Here is a 13,281-nt window from a genome sequence, read left to right on the forward strand (position 1 = left end):
CACGGGCCCATTGGTCATCTGTAAAAACTTGAAAACGCGACACCCTCCAAGTTAATCAACCAACGACCAACCTATTTGGGAGACACGCCCTAGCCGGATATTATGCGTTGTTCGGCTCCAAGGAAGGCACGGACATGAGCATCTACACCCAGAACAGCAGCCACACAGGTTCCAACACCACTCAATGGCTCACCCCGACCGACATTTGCCGTGAACTCCAAATTCCGCTGCAGACCTTCTACCAGTGGCGGGCACGGGGCGTTGGGCCGCATGCTTACAGGATTGGCAAGCATCTCCGAGTGAGCCAGTCAGATTACGAGACGTGGCTTTCGCTCCAATCCGATCCCGAATAACGCCGGTCTGGAGATAATTCAGATGGCCAGGGAACCTCTCCCCTTGGGAGCTTGGGGATCCATCCACATTCGTCGAATCGGTGCAGGTTCATGGCAAGCCCGCACGCGATTCTGCGACTTGGATGGAAAAATTCGGCATGTCGAGGCCCGCGGCGCTTCCTCTGCATCAGCCCGCCGGAACCTGCAGCAGAAGCTGGTTGACCGCAAGACCCCTAGGGATGGGCTTGTGAACTCCCGGGACCAGATCAAAAAACTGGCTGGCGTGTTCCTCGTTGAGCTCGAGGGCTCCGACAAGGCTTCGAGGACCAAGGACAAGTATGTCTATTGCGTCAACAAATATATTCTGCCGGCACTTGGGGAAGTCCGCGTCGGCGAAGCAACCTCAGGTGTGATCGATCGATTCATCCGCAGACTCGTTGAAGACGTTGGGCCCTCGACTGCCAGAAGCTGCGGCGCCATCCTGTCCTGGATGTTCAAGGTGGCCCTTCGGCATGACGCCGTCACTCGAAACCCCGTCATTGGGATCTCCATTCCACGGGGCAAGAAAGCGAAACCCAAAGCGCTCGATGTTGAGCAGTATCAAGACCTGAGGGCAAAAGTCATCGAATGGGAACAGGAACCCGCTCTTGGCCGACCCCGAACGCAGGAACTTCACGAGGTATCGGATTTCCTCATCGCCACCGGTGTACGGCCAGGCGAACTCTTTGCGCTGCGCTGGGATGATCTTGATATTGCAGCCAACCCGCCAACGGTGTTCATCAATGCCACAGTCATCAGAATGCGGAACGGGGGCGTCAGTATCCAAGATCATCCCAAGTCGCAGCATGGAATCCGCCACCTGACCATACCTGCATTTCTGGTGGAGCAACTCTTGGTGCGGCGAGAGCGCCAACTCGAATCGGGAGCACCGAATCCTCTCAATCTTGTATTCCCGTCGTCCACGGGAACACCGATTGATCCCAACAATGTGGGGAAGCTCTGGCGCAAAGTGGCAGACCAAGCCGGGTATGAGTGGGTGACACTCAAAACGTTCAGGAAGGCCACCGCCACCCGGATCGCCCGGACCATGGGCCCGGAGGCCGCGGCCTATCAGGCCGGCCATTCCAAGATTTCCATGACCCAGGAGCATTACATTGAAGAAATCCATGAGGCTTTGGATACCAGATCAGTCACCGAGGCATTCATGCCAAAGAACGCGGCCCCAAAAATTGACCAGCAGGCGCTCCAGCCCAACCGGGCGGAGCTTCACATGCAGTACAAGATGGACATCTAGAGTCCCCGCAAGACCCTCCAAACACAACCACGAACCACGACAAATGATGAAAGAGGTAACTCAATCCGGTAGGTTTCCGGTAGCTTAAGCAAAAATGGCCCCGAATCGGGGCCATCCAAGCTATCAAAATCCCCGTCATTCCGGGCTTTCTGGGCCCCCTGTCGGATTCGAACCGACGACCCCCGCTTTACAAGAGCGGTGCTCTGGCCAGCTGAGCTAAGGAGGCAGACGCAATCAAGCGCTAGACAAGGCTACCGTACGCCTTCGCCAAAAAGAAAACCGGCTTCCGGGTGGCAAAACCACCCGGAAACCGGCCTCAGCAGGACAAGCAACAAGCCAAAAAGTTACTTTTTGGCTTCCAGCGTGCGCTGCAGGAAGGTGTCAAAGCCTTCGGTGGACATCCACTGCTCGCCGTCCATGAACACCGTGGGTGTGGAGGAGACGCCGTGGGCGGAGGCCAGTGCGGTGGTGTTGGCCACGTACGGGCGGAAGTTCTTGGAATCAATGCACTCGTTGATGTCCTCGGAACCTGCCTCAACGGCGTACTTGTTCAGCGTGGCGTTGTTGATGCCCTTGGAGTTTTCCGCGGGCTGCTCCACAAAGAGCTTGTCCAGGAACGGCTGGTACGCCTGCGGGGAAACGTCGGCTACGCAGGCAGCTGCCGCGCCGGCGCGCGAGGAGTAGTTGGTGCCGCCGCCAAAGCGGTCCAGGAAGCCCAGTGCGCGGTATTCCACGGTGACCTTGTCCTCGCTGGCCAGCTGCTTGAGCTGTGCGCCGTACTGCTGTTCAAACTGGCCGCAGAACGGGCACATGAAGTCGAAGTAGACCACTGTCTGGATGGGCTCGCCGTCGGCCGTGGCCTTGATGCCAATGTCCTCCAGGTCAAAGGCCTTTTCGCTGGGTGCGGTGGGGGCCTCGCGCACAGCTGTCACATCCACGGTGGTTTCGGTGGTGGTGGGGGCAATGACTGCCCCGTCCTTGCCCAGGGTGATGCCGCCGTAGGCGTTCATGTTTGTCGGCACGGGGCCGCTGTCAGCCACCGGCTCATTGGCTTTTTGGGTATTGATGATCACCAGGGCAATGATGACAATGATTGCCACGGCCGCAGCCAAAACGCCGCCTCGGATCAGCCAGCCATTGCGCTTTTCCTTCCTCAGCTGTGCCTCGCGGAGCAGCCGCGCCTTTTCACGGGCGTCGCTGGTGCGCTCGGCTTTGTTCTTGCGCGGTTCGTTCTGGGGGCTCATAGTTCCTCAAGTCTTTGGGCATGAAAAAAGGCCGTTTCACGGCAAGTTCACCCTCATCCTAGGATAGAAAGCTTGGAGATTCCCGCATGAGCGCCCCCTCCCGGGCCCCTGCCTGACCATGACGTCCCACCACCGCAAGGGCTAAGCTGGCATAAACCGTAGCCTGAATTAGGGGAGTTATACGTGCCTAAGAGCGCCAGTGCCGAGTCAGCCCACCATCCCACCAACGCGGACTTCATTGTGGTCTCCAACCGCCTGCCCGTGGACCGGGTCTCCACGGAAGAGGCCGACGCCGGCTGGCGGCGTTCCCCGGGCGGGCTCGTCACCGCGCTGGCACCGGTCATGGCCGCGCGCGAAGGCGCCTGGGTGGGTTGGCATGGCGCCCCGGATGAGGAGCTGGCACCCTTCCACCACGACAATATGGACCTGATCCCGGTCACCCTGTCCGAGGACGAGGTGGAGCTGTACTACGAGGGCTTCTCCAACTCCACCCTCTGGCCGCTCTACCATGACGTGATTGCCACCCCCGAGTTCCACCGCACCTGGTGGGACTCCTACCAGCTGGTCAACCGCCGCTTTGCCGAGGCCGCCGCCCACGCCGCCGCCCCCAAGGCCACCGTCTGGGTGCAGGACTACCAGCTGCAGCTGGTCCCGCAATACCTGCGCCGGCTCCGCCCGGATCTACGCATTGGCTTCTTCAACCACATCCCCTTCCCCTCCCCGGAGATCTTTGCCCAAATGCCCTGGCGCAAGGCCATCCTGGAGGGACTGCTGGGCGCGGACCTGTTGGGCTTCCAGCGCCCCAATGACACCGCCAACTTCCTGCGCTCCGCCCGGCGCTTTTTGGGCGCCGGCGTCAAGGCCAAGCAGGTGCATGTGAAGGACAATGATGAGCAAATCACGCACATTGCCCGGGCCGAGCCCTTCCCCATCAGCATTGACGTGGCCCAAATCCAGGAACTGGCCCAGCGCCCTGACATCATTGCCCGCGCCCAGCAGATCCGCGAGGACCTGGGCAACCCCAAAACCATCCTGCTCGGCGTGGACCGCCTGGACTACACCAAGGGCATCACCCACCGCCTCAAGGCCTACGCCGAACTGCTCGAGGACGGGACGGTCAAGGTGGAGGATGCGGCCCTGATCCAGGTGGCCAGCCCCAGCCGCGAGCGCGTGGAAACGTACAAGCAGCTGCGCGAGGAGGTGGAGGGCATTGTGGGCCGCATCAACGGCCAGCATGACACCATTCAAAACACCGCCATCCGCTACCTGCACCACAGCTACCCGGTGGAGGAAATGGTGGCCCTGTACCTGGCCGCGGACGTCATGCTGGTCACCGCCCTGCGTGACGGCATGAACCTGGTGGCCAAGGAATACGTGGCCGCCCGCTTGGACAATTCCGGTGCCCTGGTGCTCAGTGAATTCACGGGGGCCGCCGATCAGCTCAAGCAGGCACTGCTGATCAACCCGCATGACATTGACGGCCTCAAGGCCACCATTGCCCGCGCCATCAACCTCCCGCCGCAGGAGGCCAGCCGCCGCATGCGCGCCATGCGCCGCCAGATCCTCTCCCATGACGTCCAGCGCTGGAGCGAGGACTTCCTCACCACCTTGGCAGAGAAGGCCATCCGCGATGACAGCTGAACCTGCCCTCACCCCGGAGCTCACCGCCGCCGTCATCGCCCTGGCCCAAACCCCGCGGCTGTTGCTGGCGCTGGACTTTGACGGCACCATGGCCCCCCTTGTGGACCGGGCGCAGGACGCACGTCCCCTGCCCCGCAGCGCCGCGGCCTTCGCCGCGCTCACCGGGCTGGAGAACACCGTCACGGCCCTCATTTCGGGCCGGGCCCTGGACAGCCTGCGCGCCGTCGCCACCCCACCGGAGCGGACCCTGCTGGTGGGCAGCCACGGCGCCGAGACCTGGTGGGGTCCGGACTCCCCCGCCCTGCTGTTGAGCGGCGAACAGGCTGCGGCGCTGGAGGCGGCCCGCGCCGCCGTCGCCCTGGCCACCACACGCTTTCCCGGCACCATGGCAGAGCACAAGCCCGCCGGCGTCGTGCTGCACTACCGGCTTGCCGCGGAGGCGGACGGGCGGGCCGCGGTGGCGCAGCTGCGGGCGGCGCTGGAGGCAAACCCGTCCCTGCACATCACCACGGGCAAGCAGGTGCTGGAAATTTCGGCAGTGGACGCCAACAAGGGCCAGAGCATCGCCGCCCTGCGCCGGCACACGGGCGCCACCGCCACCTTCTTCGCCGGCGACGACGTCACTGACGAACACGCCCTGGCCGCCCTGGTTCCCGGGGACCTGGGCGTGAAGGTGGGCCCGGGCAGCACGGCCGCGGCCCACCGGATCGCATCCCCCCAGCAGCTGCCGGACGTGCTGGAGCTGCTGCTGGCCCACCGCACGGCACACCTACAACGGCCAAAGTGAGCTTCACCACAAATTTTGTGCCATACTGTTTAGGTCAGCTCCCTGCGCCGCCACGGTGACGGGGGCCTGCTGTTGTACACCACCATTCACTTGAGGATCGTTCGGCACGTACCTGCCGATGAAGGGATTTATTGCTGTGGCTACAGTAACTTTTGACAATGCAACCCGCATTTACCCGGGCACCACCAAGCCCGCCGTTGACAAGCTCAACATTGACATCGCCGATGGCGAATTTCTGGTTTTGGTTGGGCCTTCCGGTTGTGGCAAATCCACCTCCCTGCGCATGCTCGCCGGGCTGGAAGACGTCAACGCCGGCCGGATCCTGATTGGTGACCGCGACGTCACCGACGTTCCGCCCAAGGACCGCGACATTGCCATGGTCTTCCAGAACTACGCGCTGTACCCGCACATGTCCGTGGCTGACAACATGGGCTTTGCCCTGAAGATTGCCGGCGTCTCCAAGGAAGAGCGCGCCAAGCGCGTGAAGGAAGCCGCGAAGCTCCTTGACCTCGAGGCGTACCTGGACCGCAAGCCCAAGGCCCTTTCCGGTGGTCAGCGCCAGCGTGTTGCCATGGGCCGCGCCATTGTGCGTAACCCCCAGGTGTTCCTCATGGATGAGCCCCTTTCCAACCTTGATGCGAAGCTGCGTGTGCAGACCCGCACCCAGATTGCCTCCCTGACCCGCCGCCTGGGCGTCACCACCGTGTACGTGACCCACGACCAGGTCGAGGCCATGACCATGGGTGACCGCGTGGCTGTGCTCAAGGACGGCCTGCTGATGCAGGTGGACACCCCCCGCAACCTCTACGACGCCCCGCAGAACGTGTTTGTGGCCGGCTTCATTGGCTCCCCCGCCATGAACCTGCTGGAACTGCCGGTGGTGGACAATGGCGTGAAGTTCGGCCAGTCCACCTACCCGGTGCCCAGCGCCGTGTTGGGCGAGGCCGCCGGCAACACCGTGACCCTGGGTGTGCGTCCCGAGGACCTCGAAATTGTCGGCGCCGGCGAGGGCCTGGCCGTGGAGGCCGACGTCGTGGAGGAGTTGGGTGCCGACGCGTACGTCTACGGCCACACCACCATTGACGGCCACGAACGCGACATGGTGGTCCGTGTTGACGGCCGCCGCCCCCCGATGAAGGGCGACACCATCCACGTCCGCCCGCAGGTGGGCCATGTGCACCTCTTCGACGCCAAGTCAGGTGCCCGTCTGGGCGAGAAGGCCATTGTCCGCTGACCTGCCGCTCTGACGTTGTACTACGGCGCGGCCCGCTTGGAATTCCTTCCAGGCGGGCCGCGCCGCGGCTTTTAAGGGAGAATCACTGTTATGACTGATCAACCAGGTGCCCAGTGGAACAACGAGCCCACCGACTTCGAGCAGGTGGGCAAGCTGCCGCGCCGCAGCATCCCGCCGGCGCCGGTGCTGGGTTCGCTGAACATCACCGCCGCCAGCACCGATCCGGGCCTGCTGGATCTGCCCTGGCACATCCGGCTGGAGGACTGGCCGGCGGCCAACCTGGCAGCCCTGCCGCGCGGCATTTCCCGCCACGTGGTGCGTTTTGCGCACCTGGACGGCTCCGTCATTGCCATTAAGGAAACCTCCGAGCATGTGGCCCGCCACGAGTACCACATGCTGCGCAAGCTGGCCCGGCTGGACGTGCCCGGCGTGGAACCCGTGGCTGTCATCACCGGGCGCACCACACCCACGGGTGCGCCGCTGGATCCGGTGCTGGTGACCCGGCATTTAAAGTTCTCCCTGCCGTACCGCGCCCTGTTTTCGCAAAAGCTGCGCCGCGACACCCTCACCCGTCTGATCGACGCCCAGGCCCTGCTGCTGGTGCGCCTGCACCTCATTGGTTTCTATTGGGGGGACGTGTCCCTGTCCAACACCTTGTTCCGGCGCGACGCCGGCGCCTTTGCCGCGTACCTGGTGGACGCCGAGACGGGGGAACTGTACCCGGATTTGTCCACCGGCCAGCGCGAATACGATCTGGAAATTGCCCGCGTGAACATTGCCGGGGAACTCATGGACCTGCTCGAGGGCGGGCTCATTGAGGAGAAAGTGGACCCGGTGGCCACCAGCGAGCTGATCATGGACAGCTACCGCCGGCTCTGGGCGGAGCTGACGGAGAAGGAATCCTTTGAACTTGGCGAGCGTTGGCGGGTGGGCGCACGCATCCGCCGTCTGAACGAGCTCGGTTTTGATGTGGAAGAATACGCCATTAAGACCACCGCCGACGGTTCCACCATTTCCCTCCAGCCCAAGGTGGTCGACGCCGGGCACCACCAGCGCCGCCTGCTGCGCCTGACGGGCATTGACGCCCAGGAAAACCAGGCCCGCCGGCTGCTCAACGACATGGACTCCTTCCGCAATGACGTGTGCCCGGACCGGGATGAGGAAATCAGCGCCCACGAATGGCTCAGCACAGTCTTTGAGCCCATTGTGCGCTCCATCCCCCGGGAACTGGGCGGCAAGCTGGAACCGGCCGAGGTGGTCCATGAGGTGCTGGAGCACCGCTGGTACAAGTCGGAAAAGGAGGAGCGCAATGTGCCGCTGGCCGAGGCCGTGCAGTCCTATGTTGATGACATTTTGCGCTACCGCCGCGATGAGGACGCCATCATGCTCTCCACGGACACCGCCACCATCAAGGCGCTGGAAGCCGGCGTCATCCCCGAGAACGGCTGAGCCGCCCTCAGGCGCGCGGTGTCAGGGCCTTGCCCGGGTTGAGGATTCCCTGGGGGTCAAACAGTTCCTTGATGCGGCGCTGGATCTCCAGCACCTCCTCGGCCTGTTCCAATGCCAGCCAGCGCAGCTTGTACTGGCCAATGCCGTGTTCACCGGTGATGGTGCCGCCGAGTTCCAGCGCCTTCACAATGGATTCGTCCAGGGCGTCATTGAGCGCCTTGATCCGGTCCGGGGCAAAGGTGGGCACCGAAAAGGTGGGGTGCAGATTGCCGTCGCCGGCGTGCGCAACCACCGTCAGGTCCACCCGGTGGCGCCGCGCCATCTCCTCCAGCATGGTGATGTAATGCACCAGTTGCGATCTGGGCACCGCCACGTCCTCCCCCACCCGGTTTTCCGCATCCACGTCCAGGCCGCGGTTGTTGCGGCGCAGTTCCACCAGCCGCTGCGCCTGTGCAGGGTCCTCCCGGTTCACGCTCCCGCCCAGCTTTTCCAATGCCGCGGCGGCCAGCGCCTCCTCCTGTTCGGCCGCGACGCCGTCGAACTGGACCAGCAGCAGGGCCGTGCCGCGGGTGGAGAGGGCGCTGCCGTTGCGGGCATCCAGCTCCCGCAGCGAGGGCCCGTCCAGCAGCTCCAGAATGCACGGCTGCACGCGGGCGGCGCCCAGGGCCAGCACCCCGGCGGCGGCGGACTGCACATCCGGGAAGAAGACGGCAATGGTGCGCACGGTCTCGGGCAGGTATTTCAAGCGCACGGTGGCGCCCACCACAATGCCCAGGGTTCCCTCCGAGCCCACAAAGAGGCTGGTGAGGTCGTACCCGGCCACGCCCTTGAAGGTGCGGTGGCCGGTGTGGATCAGGGAGCCGTCGGCGAGCACCACGTCCAGGGCCAGCACGGCGTCGCGGGTCACCCCGTATTTGGCGCAGCGCAGGCCGCCGGCGTTGGTGGCAATGTTCCCGCCAATGGTGGAGATTTTATAGCTGGCCGGGTCGGGGGCAAACATGAGCCCGTGTGCGGCGGCGGCCGCATTTAAATCCCCGTTGATCACGCCGGGCTCCACCCGGGCCACCTCATCGGCCGGGTTGATCTCCAGGATTTGGTTCATCCGTGTTAAATCCAAGATGACCGACCCCGCCGTGGCGTGGGCGCCGCCGGAGACGCCGGTGCCGGCGCCCCGGGCCACCAAGGGAATCCCCTGGGCGGCCGCGGCACGCACCACCGCCCGGACCTGGTCCACACTCTCCGCCCACACCACCGCCACCGGTTCGTGATAGTCGGTCACCGGCCCCTGGTCCCGGGCGTGGGAGCTTTTGTCCTTGGCGGAGGTGCTCACTTGATCCGCGCGCAGCACATCCCGCAGCGCTGCCACAAAGGCTTCTTCCATCCCATTACCGTCACTGGCCATTGCCTGCAATCACTCTCCTGTAAGTCAGTGCCCTCAGTCTATGAGGCACCAGCCGGTGCCCGCTAAAACACGCGCAGAGGCGGCCCGCCGGTGCCTTCGGCGGCTGGTGCAAGCGCTTCCACTTTTTGCCCGTCAGCAGCGGGCACCAAGGTGGCGCACCGGGGCCAAGGTGCCGCCCGGCGTCGTGGACGGGCGGTGGGAACGTTTACAACAATTGCCCCGCTGTCTAGGGTGGAAGCATGAACAATGCACAGATGACAGCTGCCGCAGCCACCCCGCAATCGCCTGAAACGGCCCCGCATGGGCGCCGCGCCGCTGCCGCCGGGGAGCACCACTGGTCCCGCGACTCGGTGATTTATCAGGTGTACCCCCGTTCCTTCAAGGACGCCAATGGGGACGGCAACGGAGATCTGGCCGGCATCAGCTCCGAACTCGAGCAGCTGGCGGATTTGGGCGTGGACGCGCTGTGGCTCTCGCCGTTCTACACCTCCCCGCAGCGCGATGCCGGCTACGATGTGGCCGACTACTGCCAGGTGGACCCCCTCTTTGGCACGCTGGCGGATTTTGAGCAGTTGGTGGCCAAAGCCCACGGACTGGGTCTGCGCATCATCGTTGACCTGGTGCCCAACCACTGCTCCAGCGAACACGCGCTCTTCCAGGCCGCCCTGGCCGCCGAACCCGGCAGTGCCGCCCGCGACATGTTCATTTTCCGCGACGGCAAGGGCCCCGGCGGCGACTTGCCGCCGAACAACTGGCAGTCCCACTTTGGCGGCCCGGCGTGGACACGTCTGAGCAACCCCGACGGCAGCGCCGGCCAATGGTATCTGCACCTTTTCGACTCCACCCAGCCGGACTTCAACTGGGCCAACCCCGAAGTGCATGCGGAATTCAAGCGTATTCTGCGTTTCTGGCTCGACCGCGGCGTGGACGGCTTCCGGGTGGACGTGGCCCATGCACTGGTGAAGGCGCCGGGCCTGCCGGATTGGGGCGGCACCCCCTGGGGCAAGAGCATTGAAGGCTTCCCCGGTGAGGAGGCGCCCATGTTCGGGCAGCCGGACCTGCACCGCATCTACCGTGACTGGCGGGAAGTGCTGGCCGAATACGGCCCCGACCGGATCCTCTGCGCGGAGGCCAATGTGGATTCCCTCGAGCGCATGTCCAACTGGGTGCGGGCCGATCAAATGCACCACGCCTTCAACTTCCCCTATTTGGAAAGCCCCTTCTCCGCCGCGGCGCTGCGCCCGGTCATTGACGAATCCCTGCGGGCCTTTGGCGCCGTCAATGCCACCAGCACCTGGGTGCTCTCCAACCATGACGTGGTCCGCCACGCCACCCGTTTCGGATACGACGGCGGCGTGCCCCGCGACAGCGACGGCATTGGCCCCGGCGACGAGCAGCCCGACACCGTCCTGGGCCGGCGCCGCGCAGCCGCCTCAACCCTGTTCATGCTGGGACTGCCCGGCGCCGTCTACCTTTATCAGGGCGAGGAGCTGGGCCTGCCGGACCACACCACGCTGGCCGATGAATTCCGCCAAGACCCCACCTTCGCCCGCACCGGCGGGGAACGCATTGGCCGCGACGGCTGCCGCATCCCGCTGCCCTGGCGGGCCGATGCCCCGCTGGCGGGCTTCAGCGGCACCGCCCACAGCACCCCCTGGCTGCCGCTGCCGGAGAACTGGTCCGAATATGCCCGCGATCTGCAGGCGGCCGATCCGGCGTCGCACCTGAATTTTTACCGGCAGGCCCTCACGATCCGCAAGGAGCGCAGCCTGGGCACCGGTTCCCTGCAGTGGGTGCAGGAGCTGTGCGGGCCCGAAGTGCTTGCCTTCAGCAACGGGTCCGTGGTGGTCATGCTCAATACCGGCCACAGCCCCGTGCCGCTGCCCGCCGGCACGGTGCTCCTGCGCTCCCGCCCCGAGCTGGCAGGCACGGCTGAACTACAGGGCAATGAGGCCATCTGGCTGGAACCATGAGCCGTGGCGGTCCACCGCCGGCCACACCGCCCGGCCCGGCACCCGGGGCGGTGGGCGGCGCGGTGGGCGGCGCCGGCCAGGCCAAGGTGCCCGGCATCAGGGAGGTGGCTGCGCTGTCGGGGCTGTCGGTGGCCACCGTTTCGCGGGCCCTTGGCAGCACCGGCAGCGTCTCGGCGCAAAGCCGCCAGCGGGTCCAGGAAGCGGCCGCGCAGCTTGGCTTCACCCTCTCCTACGCCGCCTCCAGCCTGGCCTCGGGCCGCCACCACAACATTGGCGTGGTGGTGCCGGCCGTCAACCGCTGGTACTTTTCCACACTGCTCGACGGCCTCTCGGCTGAACTGATTGCCGCCGGGTACGACCTCACGCTCTACACCACGGGCCACGGCGGCGAACAACGCGCCACGGTGCTCAGTGAGCTGCTCCTGCGCCGAAGGCTCGACGCCGTCATTGCCGTCGCCTTGGAGCTCACCGAAGCGGAGGTGCTACAGCTGTTGGCACTGAACCGTCCCGTGTTGGGCGTGGGCGGTCCGCTGCCCGGCGCCCACAGCATCGCCATTGACGAATTCGCCGTGGCCCAGGCCGCCACCCACCACCTGATCGGGTTGGGACACAGCCTCATTGCCTATGTGGGCGGCAGGGACGAACAGACGGCGGATTTCAAACTCGCACTCAGGCGCCGCCAGGGCTTTGAATCGGCCCTGCAGGGGGCCGGCCTTGCCTGCCCGCCGGAGTGGCTGCGGGTCAGCGACTTCACTGTCCAGGGCGCCTACGCCACGTGCCGGGAGCTGCTTGCCGGCGGCCGGCAGCGGCCCACCGCCATCTTCGCCGCTTCGGATGAAATGGCTTTTGGGGCCATTTTGGCTGCCCGGGACTTTGGCCTGCGCATTCCACAGGACCTGTCAGTCATTGCCTTGGACGGCCACGAACTGGGCCAGTTGTTTGGGCTGACCACCTTTGACCAAAATCCCCGGGGGCAGGGCACGCTTGCGGCCCAAAGGATGCTGAGCCGCCTGGCCGCGCTTGCGGCTGGCGACGGGGCCGCCTGGGAGCCGGTGGCCGAACAGTTCCCCGCCCCATTGGTGGTGCGCTCCAGCACCGCCGTGCCGCCCGCCACCTAAAGCGGCTGTTCTGCCCAGCTGCCAGCGGGACTGCCATGCCGTTTGCCCCCTGTTGCCTGTCGCTGCAATGAGACACACTGGGATGATGAGCAATCAAAAGCTAAACGCCCTGATCCTTACCTGCACCCTGACCCCCTCCCCCAAAGCCTCCAGCAGCGAACTGCTGGCCGGGCAAATGGCCGCCGGACTGGCAGCGCATGATGTGCGCACGGAAAGCCTGCGCATTGTGGACTATGACGTAAAGCCCGGTGTCCTCACCGACATGGGCCCGGGCGACGACTGGCCCAACATCCGCGCCAAAATCCTTGCCTCCGACATCCTGGTGCTGGTGACACCCATCTGGGTGGGCAACCACTCCTCAGTGGCCCAGAGGGTGCTGGAAAGGCTCGACGCCGAACTGTCCGAGACTGACGGACAGGGCCGGCCCATCATGTTCGACAAGGTCGCGATTGTGGGTGTGGTGGGCAATGAGGACGGCGCCCACCACGCCATTGCGGACATCTACCAAAGCCTGGCGGAGGTGGGCTTCTCCATCCCCGCCCAGGGATCCAGCTACTGGGTGGGTGAAGCCATGCATACCACCGACTATCAGGACCTGGCGGAAACCCCCGAGGTCACGGCCAATGCAACTCAAATATCAACCCGCAATGCTGTCCACCTGGCCAATCTGCTGCGGGCGGGTGGTTATCCGGCGGGTTAGGCCTTATTGGTTTGTGTGTTAAGTGTGGGAGGCCCCGCACCGTGTGGTGTGGGGCCTCGACCTGTTACTGTTTGTCCGGCGGTGTCCTACTCTCCCACATCCTCTCG

Annotated in this window: 11 protein-coding genes and 1 tRNA gene; 9 read left to right on the forward strand and 3 right to left on the reverse strand. The window is 64.8% G+C overall.

The window, feature by feature from the left end; all coding sequences use genetic code 11:
* The first annotated feature begins 134 nt into the window (after positions 1-134).
* Together ACFUCV_RS14580 and ACFUCV_RS14585 are read left to right on the forward strand one after the other, a co-directional pair.
* Positions 135-353 (forward strand): helix-turn-helix domain-containing protein, encoded by a 219-nt coding sequence (locus tag ACFUCV_RS14580; RefSeq protein ID WP_380817012.1) that lies wholly within the window; start codon positions 135-137, stop codon positions 351-353.
* 118 nt (positions 354-471) lie between these two features.
* On the forward strand, positions 472-1,626 hold the full coding sequence (locus ACFUCV_RS14585) for a tyrosine-type recombinase/integrase (protein ID WP_380817014.1): 1,155 nt from the start codon (positions 472-474) through the stop codon (positions 1,624-1,626).
* Between the two features lie 152 nt (positions 1,627-1,778).
* Here the strand turns inward: ACFUCV_RS14585 and ACFUCV_RS14590 are convergent.
* Positions 1,779-1,852: transfer RNA gene (locus ACFUCV_RS14590), tRNA-Thr, on the reverse strand.
* Between the two features lie 118 nt (positions 1,853-1,970).
* On the reverse strand, positions 1,971-2,870 hold the full coding sequence (locus ACFUCV_RS14595) for a DsbA family protein (protein ID WP_380817016.1): 900 nt from the start codon (positions 2,868-2,870) through the stop codon (positions 1,971-1,973).
* 183 nt (positions 2,871-3,053) lie between these two features.
* Between ACFUCV_RS14595 and ACFUCV_RS14600 the strand changes: the two genes are divergently transcribed.
* The 4 genes from ACFUCV_RS14600 to ACFUCV_RS14615 all read left to right on the forward strand — a co-directional run bounded on the left by ACFUCV_RS14600 (position 3,054) and on the right by ACFUCV_RS14615 (position 7,981).
* Entirely contained in the window at positions 3,054-4,511 is a 1,458-nt protein-coding gene (locus tag ACFUCV_RS14600; protein WP_380817018.1) for a trehalose-6-phosphate synthase, read from the forward strand.
* The gene (gene otsB / locus ACFUCV_RS14605) at positions 4,501-5,298 is read left to right on the forward strand and encodes a trehalose-phosphatase (RefSeq protein ID WP_380817020.1); all 798 of its coding nucleotides are present in this window, start codon (positions 4,501-4,503) and stop codon (positions 5,296-5,298) included. Before ACFUCV_RS14600 ends, otsB begins: the two co-directional genes overlap by 11 nt.
* 136 nt (positions 5,299-5,434) lie before the next feature.
* Positions 5,435-6,532 (forward strand): ABC transporter ATP-binding protein, encoded by a 1,098-nt coding sequence (locus tag ACFUCV_RS14610; RefSeq protein ID WP_380817023.1) that lies wholly within the window; start codon positions 5,435-5,437, stop codon positions 6,530-6,532.
* A gap of 90 nt (positions 6,533-6,622) precedes the next feature.
* Positions 6,623-7,981: a DUF4032 domain-containing protein gene (locus ACFUCV_RS14615; protein ID WP_380817025.1), complete on the forward strand. Its 1,359-nt coding sequence runs from the start codon at positions 6,623-6,625 to the stop codon at positions 7,979-7,981.
* Positions 7,982-7,988: 7 nt separating this feature from the next.
* Here ACFUCV_RS14615 and ACFUCV_RS14620 read toward each other — a convergent pair whose 3' ends face one another.
* On the reverse strand, positions 7,989-9,383 hold the full coding sequence (locus ACFUCV_RS14620) for an FAD-binding oxidoreductase (protein WP_380817027.1): 1,395 nt from the start codon (positions 9,381-9,383) through the stop codon (positions 7,989-7,991).
* Between the two features lie 239 nt (positions 9,384-9,622).
* Here ACFUCV_RS14620 and ACFUCV_RS14625 point away from each other — a divergent pair, with 239 nt between their 5' ends.
* From ACFUCV_RS14625 to ACFUCV_RS14635, 3 genes are all read left to right on the forward strand, one after another.
* Positions 9,623-11,356, forward strand: coding sequence for a glycoside hydrolase family 13 protein (locus ACFUCV_RS14625; protein ID WP_380817028.1), 1,734 nt, complete (start codon positions 9,623-9,625; stop codon positions 11,354-11,356).
* On the forward strand, positions 11,353-12,474 hold the full coding sequence (locus tag ACFUCV_RS14630) for a LacI family DNA-binding transcriptional regulator (RefSeq protein ID WP_380817030.1): 1,122 nt from the start codon (positions 11,353-11,355) through the stop codon (positions 12,472-12,474). The genes ACFUCV_RS14625 and ACFUCV_RS14630 overlap by 4 nt, the downstream gene beginning before the upstream one ends.
* 85 nt (positions 12,475-12,559) lie before the next feature.
* On the forward strand, positions 12,560-13,174 hold the full coding sequence (locus ACFUCV_RS14635; protein ID WP_380817032.1) for a flavodoxin family protein: 615 nt from the start codon (positions 12,560-12,562) through the stop codon (positions 13,172-13,174).
* Positions 13,175-13,281: the final 107 nt, after the last annotated feature.

Source organism: Specibacter sp. NPDC057265 (assembly GCF_042668835.1).
Classification (GTDB): domain Bacteria; phylum Actinomycetota; class Actinomycetes; order Actinomycetales; family Micrococcaceae; genus Specibacter.